The 15,325-nt window shown below is 72.1% G+C and carries 15 protein-coding genes; 9 read left to right on the forward strand and 6 right to left on the reverse strand.

Annotation, left to right across the window (positions count from 1 at the left end; translation table 11 throughout):
- The first annotated feature begins 5 nt into the window (after positions 1–5).
- The gene (locus tag UA74_RS02455; RefSeq protein WP_075738510.1) at positions 6–443 is read left to right on the forward strand and encodes a hypothetical protein; all 438 of its coding nucleotides are present in this window, start codon (positions 6–8) and stop codon (positions 441–443) included.
- 212 nt (positions 444–655) lie between these two features.
- On the opposite strand, the gene UA74_RS02460 is transcribed toward UA74_RS02455, so the two are convergent.
- Positions 656–1,528 (reverse strand): 1,4-dihydroxy-2-naphthoate polyprenyltransferase, encoded by an 873-nt coding sequence (locus UA74_RS02460; RefSeq protein ID WP_075738512.1) that lies wholly within the window; start codon positions 1,526–1,528, stop codon positions 656–658.
- Between the two features lie 266 nt (positions 1,529–1,794).
- Positions 1,795–3,009: an o-succinylbenzoate--CoA ligase gene (menE, locus tag UA74_RS02465; protein WP_083682868.1), complete on the reverse strand. Its 1,215-nt coding sequence runs from the start codon at positions 3,007–3,009 to the stop codon at positions 1,795–1,797.
- Positions 3,010–3,028: 19 nt separating this feature from the next.
- Between menE and menB the strand changes: the two genes are divergently transcribed.
- Both menB and menD read left to right on the forward strand, forming a co-directional pair.
- Entirely contained in the window at positions 3,029–3,901 is an 873-nt protein-coding gene (gene menB, locus UA74_RS02470) for a 1,4-dihydroxy-2-naphthoyl-CoA synthase (RefSeq protein ID WP_083682869.1), read from the forward strand.
- Positions 3,898–5,694, forward strand: a complete 1,797-nt coding sequence (menD, locus tag UA74_RS02475; RefSeq protein WP_075738516.1) for a 2-succinyl-5-enolpyruvyl-6-hydroxy-3-cyclohexene-1-carboxylic-acid synthase — start codon at positions 3,898–3,900, stop codon at positions 5,692–5,694. Before menB ends, menD begins: the two co-directional genes overlap by 4 nt.
- A gap of 55 nt (positions 5,695–5,749) precedes the next feature.
- Here the strand turns inward: menD and UA74_RS02480 are convergent, their stop codons facing one another.
- Positions 5,750–7,000: an isochorismate synthase gene (locus tag UA74_RS02480; protein ID WP_232237605.1), complete on the reverse strand. Its 1,251-nt coding sequence runs from the start codon at positions 6,998–7,000 to the stop codon at positions 5,750–5,752.
- Positions 7,001–7,215: 215 nt separating this feature from the next.
- On the opposite strand from UA74_RS02480, the gene UA74_RS02485 reads away from it, so the two are divergent.
- Entirely contained in the window at positions 7,216–7,650 is a 435-nt protein-coding gene (locus UA74_RS02485) for a DUF3592 domain-containing protein (RefSeq protein WP_157433955.1), read from the forward strand.
- A gap of 54 nt (positions 7,651–7,704) precedes the next feature.
- Here the strand turns inward: UA74_RS02485 and UA74_RS02490 are convergent, their stop codons facing one another.
- A complete protein-coding gene (locus tag UA74_RS02490; protein WP_075738518.1) occupies positions 7,705–8,463 on the reverse strand; it encodes an inositol monophosphatase family protein in 759 nt (252 codons plus the stop codon).
- A 358-nt stretch (positions 8,464–8,821) separates the two neighbouring features.
- Here UA74_RS02490 and paaA point away from each other — a divergent pair, with 358 nt between their 5' ends.
- From paaA to UA74_RS02515, 5 genes are read left to right on the forward strand one after another with little or no spacing between them, the layout of a single operon-like run.
- Entirely contained in the window at positions 8,822–9,802 is a 981-nt protein-coding gene (gene paaA / locus UA74_RS02495) for a 1,2-phenylacetyl-CoA epoxidase subunit PaaA (RefSeq protein WP_075738520.1), read from the forward strand.
- A complete protein-coding gene (gene paaB / locus UA74_RS02500) occupies positions 9,799–10,119 on the forward strand; it encodes a 1,2-phenylacetyl-CoA epoxidase subunit PaaB (RefSeq protein ID WP_075738522.1) in 321 nt (106 codons plus the stop codon). The genes paaA and paaB overlap by 4 nt, the downstream gene beginning before the upstream one ends.
- 26 nt (positions 10,120–10,145) lie before the next feature.
- The gene (gene paaC, locus UA74_RS02505) at positions 10,146–11,057 is read left to right on the forward strand and encodes a 1,2-phenylacetyl-CoA epoxidase subunit PaaC (protein WP_075738524.1); all 912 of its coding nucleotides are present in this window, start codon (positions 10,146–10,148) and stop codon (positions 11,055–11,057) included.
- On the forward strand, positions 11,057–11,566 hold the full coding sequence (gene paaD / locus UA74_RS02510; RefSeq protein ID WP_075743327.1) for a 1,2-phenylacetyl-CoA epoxidase subunit PaaD: 510 nt from the start codon (positions 11,057–11,059) through the stop codon (positions 11,564–11,566). Before paaC ends, paaD begins: the two co-directional genes overlap by 1 nt.
- Positions 11,566–12,783: a 2Fe-2S iron-sulfur cluster-binding protein gene (locus UA74_RS02515; RefSeq protein ID WP_075738526.1), complete on the forward strand. Its 1,218-nt coding sequence runs from the start codon at positions 11,566–11,568 to the stop codon at positions 12,781–12,783. Before paaD ends, UA74_RS02515 begins: the two co-directional genes overlap by 1 nt.
- 188 nt (positions 12,784–12,971) lie before the next feature.
- Here the strand turns inward: UA74_RS02515 and UA74_RS02520 are convergent, their stop codons facing one another.
- Positions 12,972–14,045 (reverse strand): alpha/beta hydrolase, encoded by a 1,074-nt coding sequence (locus UA74_RS02520; RefSeq protein WP_198042905.1) that lies wholly within the window; start codon positions 14,043–14,045, stop codon positions 12,972–12,974.
- Positions 14,046–14,328: 283 nt separating this feature from the next.
- Positions 14,329–15,198 carry an inositol monophosphatase family protein gene (locus UA74_RS02525; RefSeq protein WP_075738528.1) on the reverse strand — a complete coding sequence of 290 codons (870 nt, stop codon included), beginning with the start codon at positions 15,196–15,198 and terminating at the stop codon, positions 14,329–14,331.
- Positions 15,199–15,325: the final 127 nt, after the last annotated feature.

A 15,325-nucleotide genomic window follows, 5' to 3' on the forward strand; every position in this document is an offset into this window, starting at 1 on the left:
GAGTCATGACGAGTCAATTCGATCCTGAGGCGTGGAAGACGCCGCAGGTCAGAGCCGCCGAAGCCCAGATGGCCGGGTCGATGGGCAAGGCGAGGGAACTGCTGAAGGAGTTGGAGAAGCTGCGTCCCCCGCCGCCGACGTCGATCTCGGAGGACGACGTGCGGCAGCTTGCCGAGGCCGCCAAGAAGAGCGATGCGCCCGCCGAACTGCGTGAGCTGGCGCAGAAGGTCGACGGCGGCGCGCTGAGCTGGCGGGACGTCCTGGAGGGGCGTGCATACGACGATCCGGACGTGCGGCTGGCGATGACGGCGCAGATCGGCGAGGCGCGCGAGTTCTTCCGACAGTTCCAGGAGGGCTTCACCCTGGACGAGGTGATCGAGGCTCGCCGGGCGTCCGAGGAGAGCCAGGAGGACGAGGACGGCGGCACCACGTTCCTGCGCTGATCCTGCGGTCCGCCCCGTGCTGGGCAGGCGGGGCGGACCGGCAGCGGGCAGCAGGCATTCGGCGGGGAGGAACGCCCCTCGACGGTGAGGACCGCACGCCTGCGGGGGTCTTGGTCCGGCGCGTCGCCCTCGGCTGTGTGCGGACGAGGGTGCGCGGCCCTGCTCACGGACGCAGGCGAGCCCGCCCGAGTCGGTGTGTGCGTCTGTCCGCGTCAGGCCAGTGCGAGGGCGACGGCGGTCGCCACGGACCAGAGCAGCATCGCCAGCCCCGTCTCTTGAAGCACACCGACCAGCCGCTTCCCCGTCGCGCCGCCCAGCACCGCACGCAGCGCGGGCAGCACCAGGGGCACGGCGAGGAAGCCGAGCAGCGCCCAGGTGTTGCGGAAGCCCGCGATGGTGGTGATGAGGAACGGCACGGTCACCAGCGCCAGATAGAGGTTTCTGGTATCGCGATCTCCTAAGAGCACCGCCAGCGTCCGCTTGCCCGCCGCCGCGTCGGTCTCGATGTCCCGCAGGTTGTTGGCGACGAGCACGGCGCTGGAGAACGCGCCGACCGCCACCGCGGCTCCGATGTCGATGCCGCTGACGCGGCCCGCCTGGAGGTAGACCGTGCCCAGCACGGCGACCAGGCCGAAGAAGACGAACACGGCGACCTCGCCGAAGCCCGCGTAGCCGTAGGGCCGTTTCCCGCCCGTGTAGAACCACGCCGCCGCGACGCAGACCACGCCGACCGGAGCCAGCCACCACTGCGCAGACGCCACGGTCAGCGCCACGCCGCCCGCCGCAGCCAGCCCGAGACTGATCACTGCGGCGAGCAGGACATGCTTCGGGTTCGCCACGCCCGAGCCCACCAGCCGCAGCGGCCCGGTCCGCACGGTGTCGGTACCTCGGATGCCGTCGGAGTAGTCGTTGGCGTAGTTGACGCCGACGATCAGCGCGACGGCGAGGCCCAGCGCGCCGAGCGCCATCCACCACACGAACTCGCCGAGCCCGATGGCCGCCCCGGTGCCCACCAGCACCGGGGACACGGCGTTGGGCAGAGTCCTCGGGCGGGCTCCCTCGATCCACTGTGCGACTGTCGCCATGGCCTCATCCTCTGTCATGGCCTGCGCCGCTCCTAGAGCAAGGCCGTCTTCACCACATCACGGATTCGCGGTTCGGCCGGATGGACCCGCCCCGCTGCGCCGCGTGGACTTCAGACCCCTGATCGGGAATACCCGCGGACGGCGGAGTGCGCCGACCGCGGCGATCGGGGAGCGTTCCAGGCGTCCACCGTCCCGCCGAGGCGAGTGGTGCACCCGGAAAGCCTCGGCTCTCAGCTGTCTCAGCTGTCTCAGCTGTCTCAGCTGTCTCAGCCGTCTCGGCCGTCTCGGCCGTCTCGGCGGTCGAGCAGCAGCGCGCGGACCGCCAGCCGGTCGACCTTGCCGGGACCGCGTACCGGTAGCGAAGGGGCAACACGGCAGATCTTCGGCGTCGAGGCCGCGCCCAGCCGGTCCCGGACGGCCGCCAGGAGCCCGGCGGTCTCGGGTGGACTGGCGGCGTCGACCGGCACCACCACGGCGGCGACCAGCTCCCCCCACTCGGGGTCGCCCAGCCCCACCACGCAGGCCTCCGCGACACCGGGCTGCGCGGTCAACACCTGCTCCACCAGCACCGGGGCAATCTTGACCCCGCCGCTGTTGATCAGGTCGTCGGCGCGTCCCAGGACCTGGAGGACGCCGTGTTCGTCGACCTCCCCGAGATCGCCGGTCTGGAACCAGCCGTCGACGAACGCCGCCGCACTTCCCTCGGGATCGAGGCGGTAGCCGAGGGCCAGCATCGGGCCCGCGAGCGCCACCGGCGCCGGACCGGTGCCCGGAGCAGGCCGGACACCGACGTCGGCGAGGGGCAGCCCGTCGTAGACGCAGCCGCCCGCGGTCTCGCTCATGCCATAGGTCGTGCGCACCGCGACCCCCTCGGCCAGCGCCCTGGCCAGCAGCGCGGGCGGGGTGGCCGCCCCGCCGCACAACACCGCGTCGAAGCGACGCAGGGCGGCCAGGCCCGCGCCGCCCTCGGTCACCAGCCGGGAGAGCTGGGTCGGCACCAGCGAGGTGTAGCAGCGTCCGCCGTCCGCGAGCGTCGCCTGCGCCGCAGCAGCGAAGCGGTCGGGACGGAAGCCCGCTGCCGAGTCGAGCACGACCGGCGCCGCGCCCGCGAGCAGCGAGCGGGTGACCACCTGGATGCCCGCGATGTGTCGCACCGGCAGCGCGAGCAGCCAGCGACCGGCTCCGCCCAGCCGATCGTGGGTCGCCGTGGCGGAGGCCCGGAGGGCGGCGGCGGTGAGCAGCACGCCCTTGGGGGTGCCGGTGGATCCCGAGGTGGGCACGATCACGGCTACGGCGTCGTCGTCCACCGGCTGGTCCGGACGCAGCGCGGCCACGAGTCTGGCCCGCTCGTCCTCGGGGTCGGCAGGCAGCGGCAGCAGGGCGGGACCGCCGTCCAGTGCCCGCGCCACGGCGTCGACCACCAGCCCGGTCGTCCGCGCCGTGTGGTCGGTGTCCAGGGCCACAAGCGATTTTCGTGTCACCGCCGGCTAGCCTAGGCGGGTGACCGATCCCGCGCACTCCTCCATCGAACTCGCCTGTGACTGGCGATCCGCAGGCGAGTACCAGGACATCCGGTACGAGGTCGCCGAAGGCATCGCGAAGATCACGATCAACCGCCCCGAGGTTCGCAACGCCTTCCGGCCGAAGACGCTCTTCGAGTTGTCCGACGCGTTCAACCGGGCCCGCGACGACGACCAGATCGGTGTGATCATCCTCACCGGGCAGGGCGACCTGGCGTTCTGTTCCGGTGGTGACCAGCGCATTCGTGGCGATGACGGCTACATCGGGCATGACCCGAACGACCCGGTCGCCACCAAGGGCATCGGCAGGCTCAACGTGCTCGATCTCCAGGTGCAGATCCGGCGGACCCCCAAACCGGTGATCGCCATGGTTGCGGGCTACGCCATCGGCGGCGGACACGTCCTGCACATCGTGTGCGACCTGACCGTCGCGGCGGACAACGCCCGCTTCGGCCAGACCGGGCCGCAGGTCGGCTCCTTCGACGGCGGCTACGGCTCCGGCCTGCTGGCCAGGATCGTCGGGCAGAAGAAGTCCAGAGAGATCTGGTACCTGTGCAGGCAGTACGACGCCGCGGAGGCCGAGGAGATGGGGCTGGTCAACACGGTCGTCCCGCTCGCCGAGCTGGAGCGCGAGACGGTGAACTGGGCCCGGCAGATGTTGCGCCACTCGCCGCTGGCACTGCGGATGCTCAAGGCCTCGCACAACGCCGTCGACGACGGGCTGGCAGGCGTGCAGCAGCTCGCGGGCGACTCGACGCTGTTGTTCTACATGACCGAGGAGGCCCAGGAGGGGCGCAACGCCTATCGGGAGAAGCGCGCTCCCGACTTCGACAAGTTCCCGAAACGACCGTGAACCCATCCACCGCCCAGGCGCGGGTGATCGTCGACGAGCTGATCCGGCACGGGCTGCGCACTGCGGTCCTGTGCCCCGGCTCCCGCAACGCCCCGTTCTCCCTGGCGTTGGCGGAGGCGGCCGGGGCAGGCCGGCTGGAACTCCACGTCCGGGTCGACGAGCGGGGCGCGGGGTTCCTGGCCCTCGGCGCGGCGAAGGCGACGGGTCGGGCCTCGGCGGTGTTCTGCACCTCGGGCACTGCGGCGGCGAACCTGCACCCTGCCGTCGCCGAGGCCGATCGGGCGTGCGTGAGTCTGTTGGTGGTCACCGCCGACCGGCCCGCCGAGCTGCGGGCGGCAGGCGCCAACCAGGTGATCGACCAGCATCGGCTCTACGGCTCGGCCGCGCGTCTGTTCGCCGAGTTGGGCGTGGCGGAGAACCGGCCGGGACAGCAGGCCTACTGGCGCAGCCAGGTCAGCCGGGCCTGGCATGCCGCAGCCGGGGCCGCCGGGCCTGCGGGACCGGCGCAGCTCAACGTCCCGTTGCGCGAGCCGCTGCTGCCCGTCGGCGACGGGCAGTGGTGCGAGCCGCTGGAGGGTCGTGTCGACGGCGGTGGCTGGACCAGGCGGGTTCGTTCGGCGGCGAGTGCGCCCCTGCGGCCCGCGACCGCGCGCGGTCTCGTGCTGCTCGCCGAACCCGACGGCACCGTCGACGTCGCGTCGATCGCGGCCTGGGCGCAGCGCAACGGCTGGCCGTTGCTCGCCGAGACGGGCGGCGTCGGAGTGCCGGGCGCGACGACCCTGCCCGCCGGGATGCACCTGCTGGCTGACCAGGCCTTCCTCGCCGACCATCGGCCGGAGCAGGTCGTGTGCGTCGGCAGGCCGACGGTCTTCCGGCAGGTACAGGCCCTGCTGGCAGACCGGGACGTCGACGTGCTGCTGCTCTGCGCATCCGAGGCGGTGGCGCCCGCCAACGACGTCCTGGCCGTCGGCGACGGCATCGTCGACTCGATCGTTCCCGCCGATCCCGGCTGGCTGGCCGCTTGGCAGCGAGCTGACCGCGCCGCAGCCGGTGCGGTGGCCGCGCTGCAGGCGGAGCAGACGACGTCGACCGCGCTGCGGTACGCGACGGAGCTGGTCGACGCGCTGCCTGCGGGGGCCCTGCTGGTGGTGGGATCCTCGAATCCCGCCAGGGACGTCGCGCTGAGCGCTCGAGCCCGCCCTGACCTGCGGGTGCTGCGCAACAGGGGTGCGGCCGGGATCGACGGCACCGTCTCGACCTCGGTCGGCGCCGCCCTGGCCTTGTCCGCCCGCGCTGCCTGCCCTGCGGTCGCGGAACTCGCCGACGCCACCGGCGCGGCCGTCGGAGACCAGCCCGGCCCCGTCGCCGATCCGGCCGACGACACCGCCCCGGCTGCCGTGCCCGCCTGCTACGCCCTGCTCGGCGACCTGACGTTCCTGCACGACGTCAACGGCTTGCTCGTCGGCGCGGCGGAACGGCGTCCCGACCTGACCATCGTGGTCGTCAACGACGACGGCGGCGGCATCTTCGAGCTGCTCGAACAGGGAGCTCCCGAGCATCGGGAGTCCTTCGAGCGAGTGTTCGCCACGCCGCACGGTGTGGCGCTCGCCCCGCTGTGCGCGGCGTACGGCGTCGAGCACACCCTCGTCGAGTCGCCCGCGCACCTCCGCGATGCACTCCGACCGCGACCGGGCCTGCGGGTCGTCGAGGTGCGCACTGATCGCTCCGTCCTGCGCACACTGCACGCCGCACTGCGCGCCTGCGTCACCTCGGCACTGCGAGCCGCAGACTGAGGTGTGGTCGCCGCCGTGGCGACCAGCTGCCGACCGGGCCGGACGACGCCGTCGATCAGGCCGACTCGAGGGCGTCGCGGATCGGGAGCATCTTCGCGGCGGCTTCGCGCACCTCGGCGTCGGGGTCCGAATCGGAGACGATGCCGCAGCCCGCGAACAGACGGACGAGTGAGCCGCGCAGCTCAGCGCAGCGCAGTGCGATGCCCAGCTCGCCGTCGCCCCGGGCGTCGATCCAACCGACGGGGCCCGCGTACCGGCCTCGGTCCATGGCCTCCAACTCGGCGATGAGCGCGACGGCCTCGGTTCGCGGCGTGCCGCCGACCGCAGCCGTCGGATGCACGGCGTGACCGAGGCGCAGCAGGGCGCCGGGGCCGGTCGTCTTCGCGGGGTCGAGCCTGCCGCTGACCTCACTGGCCAGATGGGCCACGTTCGGCAGTCGCAGCACGCTCGGCGTCTGAGGAACGTCCAGTTCCGTGCAGTAGGGCCGCAGCGTCTCGGCGAGGGAGCGGACCGCGAACTCGTGCTCACTGCGGTTCTTCGCCGAGTCCAGTCTCGACTCCGCCGACTCGCCGGACCCCGGCCACGCGGTGCCCGCCAGCACGCGGGACTCGACCGTCTCGCCGGTCTTGCGCAGCAACAGCTCCGGAGTCGCGCCGACCAGGCCGTCCACGGCGAACGCCCAGCAGCTGGGGTACCGCGCGGCCAGGTTCTGCAGCAGGAAGCGTTGATCCAGCGGCGAGTCCGTCTCGGCGACGAGATCGTGCGCGAGCACCACCTTCGCCAGCTCGCCCGCCCGCATGCGCTCCACCGCTCGCGCGACCGCCTTGCGGTAGTCGGTGACCGAGAGCCTGCCCTCCGAGTAGCGGGTCACCCGCACCCGACGCACCGGCTGGACGATCGGCGTGATCGGAGCGTCGTCGCCCTCGTGGAGTTCGGTCCGCCAGGTGGCTCCGTCGCGTCTGCCCACCACCACTCTCGGCACGATCAGCACCGAGCTGCCCGGTTCGTCGGCGAAGCTCATGCTGGCGAAGGCCACCAGACCGGTGCCGGGACGGCCGATCGTGTCCTCGACCTCCGCGGTGGCGACCAGCTCGGACCACCACCGCTCGGCCGCCGCGAAGCGGTCTGCTCCCTTGACCTCGATCCGGGCGGCCTCACCCCAACCGACCAGGCCTTCTCCACCGTGAACCCAGGAGAACACCGGTTCGGGGTTGGGGAGCATCGCCAGCAGGTCAGCATCCGAGTCTGCTGCCACTGTGCGTGCTCGCAGCCTGCCCACAAGCGCCTGACGGGAGGCAGTATTCACTCGTTGAGGGTAAAAGGCTCCGTCGTGAGACTGCTAGTCGGCTTGACCACACCACGAGGACGGGCGACGCCACCGCCGAGACCTGCCGGGAACGACCAGACACCGGCTGAGGGCGACTAGAGTTCGCTGTCGTGTCGGAGTCGAGGAGATCCGGGCGCGGTGGTCGGCGAAGCGGTTGGTCCCGACTCTCCCGGCCCCGTCGGTGGACCACGATCATGCTGCTCGGCCTCGGGGTGCTCGTCACCCTCATGAGCGTGTTGCTCGTGTCCGGGGCGCGGGTCAGCGATGCCCGCATCGAGGCCGATCTCGGCGAGACCACGGCCGAAGTGCTCTCCGTCTCACTGCCGAGGACCCTGATCAGGTACAACACGCCAGAGGGCGCCGTGCACAGTCCACAGACCGGGGTGCTCTATCCGGCGGGGCTGACCGAGCGGGACCTGGTGCGCGTCGAATACGACCGGGAGGAGCCGGACCTGGTCCGGGTCGCGGGCCGGGACTTCGGCCTCACGCTGCTGCCCGTGTCCATCGTGCTGCTGTCGACCTGGGCGGTGCTGCTGACCGCCGTCTGGCTGGTGTGCCGCTCCCGGCCAGCGGCCGAGCCCGCTGCGTCACGGGGAACGGCGGACCGGACCGACCCGCCTGCGGACTAGCCGCTCCGCCGCCTACCCGCCCCCGACGCGCAGGCGGCGGACCGGCCTTGCGGCTCACTGGTCGAACAGTTCGCCGCGCAGCTCGTCGTGCCTGGTCCGCGCGCAGGCCAGCAGCGTGCCCCGACCGGACGCATCGCCGATGGCATCGGCGATCAGCCCGTCAGCCTCTCGCACGATCAGCGGCAGCGGCGTCCACCACCGCGCCGGGGGCGGTGCGGCGATGACCACCGCGTCCGCGCGCCCGGTGGCCAGCAGCGCGGTCTTGTACGGCACGCCGCCCACGTCCTCCGGCCACAGCACCCGGTCCGTCACCGGGTCGCCCTCGCGCCGAGCGATCCGAGACGGCCGGGCCCGCTCCAACGCGAGATCGGGCCCGGCGAACAGCCGGGTGCCTCGCCCGCGTCCCGCGTACAGCAGCTCCTGCTGCATGGGCATCACGATGACACCGGCCACGGCTCCGTGAGAATCCTCACAGGTCAGCAGCAGCGTGAACAGCGGGATTCCGCCCGCGAAGAACGGGACGCCGTCGAGCGGATCGATCACCCAGCGCCGCCCGCTCCGGCCGGGCTCGCCGTCGCCGAGCCTGCCGAGGACGCCGTCGGCGGGCGCCTCGACGGCGAGTCGCGCCCGAATCGACTCTTCGACGGCACGCTCGACGTCGGTCACGCCGTCCTCGTCGGTGACCGTGGCCCGTCTTCGATCGCCGTGAAACTGGTCCGCGGCCAGTCGACCTGCCTGGTGGGCGAGTCCGGCTGCGGTCTGCAGCAGGTCGAGGTCGGCGGTCGGCGCGGTGGGGGCGGTCGTCTCGGTCACGATCTAGGGACGGTCGGGGCACGCCGGGGGTTGTCGTCGCGTCCGGGTGTCACGCCGAGGCAGTCCGCCTCCTCGGCCGCGGGTCCGAGTGCAGGAGGGCAGGCGACGCGGCAGCCGACCGTAGAGCCTGTCTTCGATCCCCCTTCGCCGCGGTGGCCCCGCGCAACAGGAAAGTGGGGATTAAAGACAGGCTCTTAGGCGCCGGGGCCCGCGAGCGTGATCGAGATCGGGCCCCGCAGGCGTGCCAGGCCGGACCGGCGTCAACGGCCAGGCGGGGAATCTGCTTGTGACAGCAACGCTCCATCGCGTGGCTCAGGTGTAACATGAGTGGCACGGATCACGCGGTAGGAGGTGCGCCGTGGCCCTAGCCCGACCCGTCGACGAGTCGGCCCTCGAAGCAGACTTCCAGCACCTGGTCGAGTCGGAGAGCCGGATCGAGCCACGCGACTGGATGCCCGACGGCTACCGGGCCACTCTGATCCGACAGATCGCGCAGCACGCGCACTCCGAGATCATCGGGATGCAGCCGGAGGGCGTCTGGATCTCGCGGGCGCCCACGCTGCGTCGTAAGGCCGTCCTGCTGGCGAAGGTCCAGGACGAGGCGGGCCACGGGCTGTACCTCTACGCCGCCGCCGAGACCCTCGGCGCCGAACGTGCGGAGTTGACCCGGAGCCTGATCGAGGGCAGGCAGAAGTACTCCTCGATCTTCAACTACCCCACGCTGACCTTCGCCGACGTCGGCGTCATCGGCTGGCTGGTGGACGGCGCGGCCATCTGCAACCAGGTGCCGCTGTGTCGCACCTCCTATGGCCCCTACGCGCGCGCGATGATCCGGATCTGCAAGGAGGAGTCCTTCCATCAGCGGCAGGGCTACGAACTGTTGATGACCATGATGGGCGGTACGACGCGTCAGCGAGAGGCCGTGCAGGACGCGGTGAACCGCTGGTGGTGGCCGTCGTTGATGATGTTCGGCCCACCAGAGGGCTCCTCGCCCAACACCGCGCGCTCGATGGCCTGGCGGATCAAGCGCCATACCAACGACGAGCTTCGCCAGCGGTTCGTCGACATGACGGTCCCGCAGGCCGACCGGCTCGGGGTGCGGCTGCCCGATCCCGAACTGCGCTGGAACCCCGACCGCGAGGCGCACGACTTCGGCACGCCGGACTGGGACGAGCTGTACCAGGTGGTGCGCGGCGACGGACCGTGCAATGCGGAGCGGATCGCCCATCGCAGGCGGGCACACGATGAGGGCGCCTGGGTGCGCGAGGCGGCCACCGCGCACGCGGCCAAGCGCGCGGCGGGCACCGCGCGGGTCGACGCGGCGGAGGCCGGGACGTGACGGAGCCGACCGCCGGGCGGGACGCCGGACCGCCTCGGGCGGGCTGGCCGTTGTTCGAGGTCTTCGTCCGGGGCAAGCGCGGCCTCAACCACGTCCACGTCGGATCGCTGCACGCACCCGACGCCCCGATGGCTTTGCGTAACGCCCGCGACCTCTACACCCGGCGCAACGAGGGCGTCAGCATCTGGGTGGTCCCCGCCGCCTCGGTGACCGCGTCCAGCCCGGACGAGAAGGACGCGTTCTTCGCGCCCAGCGGCGACAAGATCTACCGCCACCCGACCTTCTACGCGATCCCCGACGACGTCCCGCACCTGTAGACCTGGGAAGAAGGAGGTCCGAGGAGGTGTCCTTCGACAACGCCTACGAGGCGCTGGCCGACGAGCACGAGGACACGCGCTGGGCCTACGGCACGGGGTTCGACGACGCGCTGACCAGGGTGGACCGTGCACTGCCGCCGGGCGTCGACCCGGCCGAACTGGCGCAGTACTGCCTGATGCTCGGGGATGACGCGTTGATCCTGGCGCAGCGGCTTGCCGAGTGGTGCTCCCGAGGTCCGGAGCTGGAGGAGGACGTCGCCATCGCCAACATCGCCCTGGACCTGCTCGGCCAGGCGCGTCTGCTGTTGACGAGGGCCGGTGAGGTCCAGGGCGCCGGGCGCACCGAGGACACGCTGGCCTACCACCGGCACGCACCGGAGTTCCGCAACGTCGTCCTCGTCGAGATCGACTGTGGTCCCGGCCCAGGCGGCGACTTCGCCGCGACGATGGTCCGGCTGCTGGTCTTCGCCACCTGGCGGCTGGCCTGCTTCCAGCGGTTGACGGCCTCGGCGGACCCGGTGCTCGCCGCCGTGGCGGCCAAGGGCGTCAAGGAGTTGGCCTACCACCGCGATCACGCCGCGCAGTGGGTGGTCCGACTCGGCGACGGGACGGCCGAGTCGGCCCGCCGGACCGGGCAGGGGCTGGAGCGGGTGCGGCCGTGGCTCGGGGAGCTGTTCGTCTCGCATCCCGTGGAGCAGGGCCTCGCCTCGGCCGGGGTCGCGGTGGACCCGGAGAGCCTGCGCGAGGAGGTGGCGGAGATCCTGCGACAGGTGTTGCACGCCGCCGACCTCGACGAATGGACGCCCGGTGTCGTCGCGGCCGCCGTGCCGGACCCGACCGGCAGACAGGGCCGATGGGGGAGGCACACCCCGGCGCTGACCGACCTGTTGGCCGAGATGCAGTACGAGGCCAGGGCCGACCCCGAGGCGGTGTGGTGATGACCGAGCCGACACCGGATCGGGTGCGAGCCGTCGCGGAGTCCGTCGCGGACCCCGAACTGCCGATGCTCACTCTCGCCGACCTCGGCGTGCTGCGCGACGTCGAGATCCGCCCCGACGGACGGGTGCTCGTGACGATCACGCCGACCTACTCCGGGTGTCCCGCCATCGCGGAGATGCGTACCGACCTGCGCCGTTCCCTCGTCGACGCGGGCTGCTCGGAGGTGGAGGTGCGTACCGTGCTGACTCCGGCGTGGACCACCGACTGGATCAGCGAGCGCGGCAGACGCACGCTGCTCGCACACGGCATCGCGCCGCCCGGCCCGGTCGGGGGTCGCGCGGCGGGCCCGGTGCCGCTGCGGCTGGCGTCGCCGCCGCCGCGTGTCCGTTGCCCGCGCTGCGAGTCGGTCGACACCGAGGAGCTGTCGCGGTTCGGCGCGACCGCGTGCCGGTCCCTGCGACGCTGCCTCGCCTGTGCCGAGCCCTTCGAGCACGTCAAGGAGCTGTAGTGGCCGCCGCAGATCCGTCAGCGGGCAGCCCGGGCGCAGGCAGCGCGGCTGTTGCGCCGAGTCGCCGGACGGCGTTTCGGACGTTGACGATCAGCCGGATCGACCGGCTGTGCCCGGATGCCGTGGCGGTCTCCTTCGCCGTTCCGCCGGAGTACGCGGCCGAGTTCGACTTCCGGCCCGGCCAGTACCTGACGCTGCGGCGGTCGGGCGCTCGGGCCGATCGCGCGGCGGACGGCGTCATCGAGGGTCAGCCGACGGCGGCGGGGCAGGCCGGGACACGGTGGGCGGACTCCCGGCCGGGAGAACCGGTGGACGAGGCCCGCCGGTCGTACTCGATCTGCTCGGGCGCAGGGGAATCCCCTCGGATCGGCGTCCGAAGGGTCGACGGCGGAGTGTGGTCCTCCTGGCTGGTCGAGAAGGCCAGGGTGGGCGATCGGGTGGCGGTGCTGCCTCCGCAGGGCCGGTTCACCCCGGACCTGGCCGAGCCTGCGCACCACGGCTTCGTGGCCGCAGGCTCCGGGATCACGCCGGTGCTGTCGATCCTGACCAGTGTGCTGGCCCGGCCGGGGCATCGCGCCACGCTGCTCTACGGCAACCGGCGCGGCGACACGGTGATGTTCGCGGAGGAGCTGGCGGATCTGAAGGACCGGTATCCCGAGCGGCTCCAGGTCGTGCATCTGCTCAGCCGGGAGCCCACCGCCGTCGAGCTGTTCTCCGGCAGGCTGGATCGGGATCGGCTGTATCGACTGCTCACCTCGGTGGTGCCGACCCCCGATGTGGACCGCTGGTGGCTGTGCGGGCCGGTGGGGCTGGTCGAGGACGCGGGCGCGGTGCTCGGCGAACTGGGGGTCCCCGGCGATCGGGTTCGTCGCGAGCTGTTCTACGTCGACGCGCCGCCGCCCGCCCCACGTCGTCGGGCCGCCGACGTGGCGAGCGGCCCGACCAGCCGCGTCACGGTGATCCTGGACGGTCGCAGCACCGAGATGACCCTGCCCGCCGACGAGCCGGTGCTCGATTCGGCGCAACGGATCAGGGCCGACCTGCCCTTCGCCTGTCGCGGCGGGGTGTGCGGCACCTGCCGGGCACTGGTGGTCGAGGGTGAGGCCGCGATGCGGCGGAACTACGCGCTGGAGCCTGCGGAGATCGCGGCGGGCTTCGTGCTCACCTGCCAGGCCGAGCCCGCCTCCCGGGAACTCGTGGTCGACTACGACGCCTGACGCCGGACTGAATCGCGACGACGGAAGCCTGCCGCGCGACCGATCCACGCCGACGCGGCAGGCTGGGCGATCATGCGGCCCGGTGCACTGCGGCACCGGGCCTGCGTGACGCTCCGCCCGCCGTGGGGACGCCGACGCCACGCAGGGCACGTGCCGGGCGCAGACCCGGTCCGCGAAGCTCCGTTCGATCAGCGCAGGTGCAGCTGGGTGAAGACGAACCAGGACAGCTCGATCCGCAGCTGCCGCGAGAAGGGCAGCGGCTCGCCGTACTCGCTGCCGTCTGAGCCCGCCGAGCCGACCTCCTTCAGCACATGGTTGACGCCGTAGAGGGTGGAGTTCGTGGTGTGGCCCGCCGGACGCTCGGCGAGTCCCGCGCGGACCAGGTCGACGTCGGAGCAGGCCACCTGGATGTCGGCGGTGGCGCAGGCGAGGTAGACCGAGACGTCCGTGGGCAGCGTGGCGGCCAGCTCGCTCGGGTCGTACTGGTCGGCATTGTGGAGGAACCGCTCGTTGTACGGGTTGAACAGGGAAGCCAGCTCCGGCGGCACCGAGTCGGGCAGCCTGCCGTCCGTTCGCAGCGACTCGACGATCTCCTCAAGGGAGGCGAGCAGGGCGTCGGCCTCTTCCCTTGGCAGCACGCCCGCTTCCACCCCGGCTTCGAGCTGGGCGGTGAGCTGATTGGTGATGGTGGTCAGGTACCGCAGGCTCGCCGGGGTCAGCAGCCCTACGGAGCTGATCGGCGGCACGTCGAGCGTCTCGTCCTGTGCGAGCACGAGCGCGATCAGCCCGCCTTCGCTGTGTCCGGTGACCATCAGGCGGTCCTGATTCACCTCCGGCTGGTCGGCGAGGAATCGCAGACCCTCGGCGGCGTGTTCCACATAGGCGTCGAAGTCGACTCGGCCCGGGTCCTCGGCGTACGGGCCCATGCCGGTCTGCCCGCTGCCGAGCTTGTCGTAGCGCAGCGAGGCGATGCCGTTCCTGGCGAGCGTGTCGGCCAGATTCCGCAGCGTGCCGACATCACCGGAAATCCCCGAGCTGTTCCCTTCGCGGTCGGTGGGGCCGCTGCCTGCGATCAGCAGGACTGCGGGCACCGGCTTCCTGGCGTGCGTGGGCACCCGCAGGCTGCCGTGCAGTTCCAGGCCGTCCGAGGCGGTGAAGGTCACCTCGCGGTCGGTGCCGGTGCCGCCGGTCGCGGCGGGCGACTCGGATTCGGCGTACGCCGCGACCGAGCCGGTCAGGGCGATGGTGACCGCTGTCAGCACGCCGAGCAGGGGCGACAGCGGGCGGCGTCTGGCGGCGCCTAAGCCTGCCCTCGAGGCGGCTGCGTCAGCACGGTCAGAACTCGTTCGATGTGTACGCATCGTCGGTTCCTCTTTCTCGCGGCTCGTCGTGGCGGCGAAGGTGACATCGCCGAGATTCCTGTCCGGAGGCCGTCCCTCGCTCGCAGACGTGGCAGCGAGAGACGATCACCGAGCCGCATAAAGAGATATCATATAAATAGCACCCGTGGCAGCGGTTCACGGCACTTCGCCGCGTGAGGGCAGGTCAGAGCGTCGCGCATCGCCACCACTCGGAGACCTCCGCCGCCACCCCCGGCGCGGCGACCAGCAGGACGTCCGGGCCGAGCGGTCCGCCGGTCCGGTCGTCGGCGGACGCGGGCCACGAGATCACCGCGCCCGCCTCGCCCGCCAGAGCGAGCGCGCCCGCGACGTCGCGTTCCGGGCAGCCGTGCAGCACGGCGGCGCTCACCTGGCCCAGGGCTACCTGGGTGATCGCCAGTGCGGAGCAGCCGAGCACCCGGACCCCGGCGTGTGCCTGGGCGGCCAGGCGGGTGAACTCGACCATCCCCGGCCACAGCCCGGTGCGCGTGAGTTCCGTGCACACCACCGCGCCCGCCGTGGAGGTCCGCCCGCCGCCGAGCGTCACCGGGGTGCCGTTGGCTCGCATGCCGCGCCCCCGCGCACCCGCGTAGACCTGGCCTCGGAAGGGGTCGGCGACGGCTCCCACCAGCGGACCGGTCGCGTCGAGCATCGCCAGGCTGTAGGCGCACCACGGCACGCCCGCCACGAAGTTCGCGTTGCCGTCGACGGCGCTGACCAGCCACCGCAGTGACACCGGTCCGGATCGGGCGCCGAGATCGACTGCCGGAGCCGGGGTCGGGCCCGCATCCGCGCCGAACAGCGGGATGTCGGGGAAGTGCTCCGCGAGCACCCGGCGGGTGTGCCGCTCCAGCGTGCGATGGGTGTCGGTCACCCAGTCGAACGGCGAGTCGCGGGCGGCAGGCCGGGCACCTCGGCCCGCCTTGGCGATGATGACGTCGGCGGCGTCGCCCGCGAGGCGGCCTGCGATCTCCAGCGCTCGGGACAACAGCCCGGGGTCCATCGGCTGCCCTGACACGGACGGCATGAGGGTCATGCCGCCTTATCGTGACGCTCGCCGGTGTCTCCGATGCGACCAGAAGATGACGTGCGCCAGATCACTGAGCCAAGAGTTCGGATCATCGACGTCTCGGTCATCGCGCCGCCGCGCGGGCCCGTGCCTC

It is taken from the genome of Actinoalloteichus fjordicus (assembly GCF_001941625.1).
Taxonomy (GTDB): Bacteria; Actinomycetota; Actinomycetes; order Mycobacteriales; family Pseudonocardiaceae; genus Actinoalloteichus_A; species Actinoalloteichus_A fjordicus.

Bases quoted from the DNA above. Each gene is read 5' to 3' on its own strand.
- UA74_RS02525 (WP_075738528.1), bottom strand. From the start codon at position 15,198: ATGACCCTCATGCCGTCCGTGTCAGGGCAGCCGATGGACCCCGGGCTG.
- UA74_RS02455 (WP_075738510.1), top strand. From the start codon at position 6: ATGACGAGTCAATTCGATCCTGAGGCGTGGAAGACGCCGCAGGTCAGA.
- paaD (WP_075743327.1), top strand. From the start codon at position 11,057: ATGACCGAGCCGACACCGGATCGGGTGCGAGCCGTCGCGGAGTCCGTC.
- UA74_RS02485 (WP_157433955.1), top strand. From the start codon at position 7,216: ATGCTGCTCGGCCTCGGGGTGCTCGTCACCCTCATGAGCGTGTTGCTC.
- UA74_RS02460 (WP_075738512.1), bottom strand. From the start codon at position 1,528: ATGGCGACAGTCGCACAGTGGATCGAGGGAGCCCGCCCGAGGACTCTG.